3 protein-coding genes are annotated in these 3,030 nt (G+C 57.0%); all 3 read right to left on the bottom strand.

Features of this window, described 5'->3' with window-relative positions; all coding sequences use genetic code 11:
• Positions 1 to 182 precede the first annotated feature (182 nt).
• Positions 183 to 335, bottom strand: coding sequence for a hypothetical protein (locus ABNG04_RS17970; RefSeq protein ID WP_371163677.1), 153 nt, complete (start codon positions 333 to 335; stop codon positions 183 to 185).
• An 805-nt stretch (positions 336 to 1,140) separates the two neighbouring features.
• The gene (locus ABNG04_RS17965) at positions 1,141 to 2,550 is read right to left on the bottom strand and encodes a hypothetical protein (protein ID WP_371163676.1); all 1,410 of its coding nucleotides are present in this window, start codon (positions 2,548 to 2,550) and stop codon (positions 1,141 to 1,143) included.
• Complete coding sequence (locus tag ABNG04_RS17960) at positions 2,540 to 2,758, bottom strand: hypothetical protein (RefSeq protein ID WP_371163675.1); 219 nt, start codon at positions 2,756 to 2,758, stop codon at positions 2,540 to 2,542. The genes ABNG04_RS17965 and ABNG04_RS17960 overlap by 11 nt, the downstream gene beginning before the upstream one ends.
• Positions 2,759 to 3,030: the final 272 nt, after the last annotated feature.

Below are 3,030 nucleotides of genomic sequence, written 5' to 3'. Positions count from 1 at the left end.
CGTGAGACATGACGCCCCCCGCGATAGGGGACGGATGTAACAGTCATGGATACAATCAAGTGCGTCGGCGGTAAATCCACGACTGTATCCGTCCCACACAAGTCTGGATACATTACTCAAGCAGGCCGCTACACGACTGGAACCCGTGGAATTGTGGCCTGCTTGTGCCCTACACCGCATAGCTACGCTTCTCCGCCGACCGGCAGGTACTGCTTGAGGTAGTCCTCATACGAGAGACCATCCTCCGCCTTTGCGACACGTACCTTATCGCGGAACTCTGCCGAGACGGTGAGATTCGCGTACTCTTGCTCGGTGGAACCCGTGGATTGGCTCATCGCGTCATTACATAGCAGAATAATACCTATAAACGTACCCGTTCGGGCCGGTTCAACCCGACAAAGACCGTTACACCAGAGCCGATCTCCCGTCACAAGCGCCCTGCCGCCCGAACCGTCTCCGGATACTCAACTGGCTTTATCCCACTTGTCCGCGTCGCCCCCGAGACAGAAGCCACGGACAAGCCAAACAAGCAGAAGGCGACGCCCCTTCGCGCGCACGAACCGGCCCAACAGATAGTAACGGAACTCCCCGAACTACACGAGCTGATCGTCCCGAACCGGCGAGACCGCGCCTTCCCTGCCCCCGTATTGGTGGATAGTGTTTAACGCCACGTACCTAATCCCTGATACAATAACCGGCGATTAGTGCCGGTAAGCCCTCGTGGAAACCCGTGGAAACCACCTGTCGCCTTCCCGTCGTGCGGTTTTCCGTAGTCCCACAACCTGAGATTAATTCTGTTATCCCGCTCTGTGGTCCCGCCCGCACGTAGCTCCGTCAAAACTCAAATCCACCATGAGGTACAGACGGCTCATGGAGTTTGTTTCGTTAATCGGCCCGCCTGCCCCGCGCCCGCGCCTCGAGCGACTTGCGAAAGTCCCCGTGGCCCCCGTCGCGCGCGCTGTTTCCTTTGAAAACTTGTGAAAACCCCAAACAAGCAGAAGGCGACGCCTTTCTCGTATCCATACGAACAACGAACCAGAGGTCGCCCCTCGCGCGCCCGCACGAGCCGGCCGAAAAACCCCTCAATCTAACCAACTCTTAACCAACACTCGGGGCAGTCTTAACCAACACTCACGCTACTCAGTCCGCCGGCGCGCCCACTTCCGCCGTCGCCCCGGTTCCGCTCGGCGGTGGCCTTCCCTTCCGACATACGATAGCGTCGTCTAACACGTACTGCGGTATCTGTTCAAACCTACACGTCCCGAGATACACCCAACTGTACTTCGACCCGCTCGAATCGTCCTCTGCGTCCGTCTCAAGCGATTCTGAAGCCGTGTAGTACTGCTTCCCCGTCGCAAAGAACATCGCCTGCCTCCACATGGTTAGATTCCCGTCCGTCGCCATCTGCTTCAATTCCTCAGGCGACTTCTCGACGAGATCTGCGAGCTGGCGAATCCGCTTCCCGAGGTAGAGCCGAACCGTCTGCCGTCCGCCGCCGTCCTCGTGGAGTATCCAGTCCCCTTCCCGCTCGTGAATCGGTTGAACCGCTACCTGACTGCCGATTCCTTTCTTCTCGTCCCAATAGCCCCGAACGTGCTTCTCGGAGAGTGTTGGTTCGCCCGTCTCAGTCTCGCCATCAACTACACGAACGCCGAACACGCAGACATGAAAGTGAATCAAGCCGTTTTCTTGAAAGTCGACCACGCAGAGATACGTCGGACGCCCCCCGAGTTGGTGTTCTTCCCGGTTAATCCAGTCTGACTTTGCTTTCGTCGCCGCCTCAAGCGCGTCTGCGTTCGTCTCAAAGCGGTTTCCATCAACCGTAAGCGAAACCATAGCCCCGACATCAAACCGGCGTGCGCTCGTCTCAAGCGCGCCTGTGAACCCCCTCTGTATGCTCGCCGCTTTCTCTGCGTCGTTGAATCGTGTCGTGTATGGTAACGCGAGGTAGTCCGGTAGTCCGTTGATGGCGTGCTTTCGCTTCAGGTAGGAGTACTTCCCGTCAATCTGACTGCGATACGTCGCTAATTCGCGTAGCAACTCTTGACGGTAGTCGTGCTTGTCCTCGTACTTCCCTGAATCCAACCGAACACGCTTCCCTAATATCGATTGAATCCTATCACGAGGATACTGCCGCGATTCGTCGCCAGTTTCCTCAATTTCCGCCGACTGTAAATCAGAATCGCATGAAGGCGTATCTTTAGCACTAACACTTACTGCGGACTCAAGCCCCCCCACTCGGAAGCAGTCCGGCGTAACCTCTACCTGCGGCGGATAGGCGTCAGAATCAACCACGAACCAATCACACCGCTTTGCCAACCGCATAAGCCGGTTGTACTGCGTAGTGTCGTAATCCCCGCCGTACACCGCTGAGACCGCCTCTTGTATCTGCGTCGGCTTTCCTTCATATCGGTTCTGACGGACATATCTGAAGAATCGCTCTTTGTGTTCCGCGTACTGTTCGCCGCGCCACGGACGGGCAAATCCAACATGAGTACCACCGGCGATTTTACGCGACAGACTGCGAACCGGATCGGCGTTAGTCGCCATCGCTACCCCACGACTCAGGAAACCCGAGATAGGCGTCCGCGCGCTCCTTGTGCCACGCTTCGGACTCTCGAAGGTATGCTTCCGCCTGTTCCTCGTGGCGAGACTCTACACGAGAGAGATAATCTTCTGCGCGTTCCGCCAGCTCATCATCAGAGAGATCTGCGAGGTCGTCGCCAAACGTCGACGCCGCCCCTACCTCGTGAGACATGACGCCCCCCGCGATAGGGGACGGATGTAACAGTCATGGATACAATCAAGTGCGTCGGCGGTAAATCCACGACTGTATCCGTCCCACACAAGTCTGGATACATTACTCAAGCAGGCCGCTACACGACTGGAACCCGTGGAATTGTGGCCTGCTTGAGTAATGTATCCAGACTTGTGTGGGACGGATACAGTCGTGGATTTACCGCCGACGCACTTGATTGTATCCATGACTGTTACATCCGTCCCCTATCGCGGGGGGCGTCATGTCTCACG

The sequence above is a fragment of the Halorubrum miltondacostae genome, assembly GCF_041379815.1.
Taxonomy (GTDB): domain Archaea; phylum Halobacteriota; class Halobacteria; order Halobacteriales; family Haloferacaceae; genus Halorubrum; species Halorubrum miltondacostae.
This window is presented reverse-complemented; position numbering and strand designations above follow the sequence as displayed.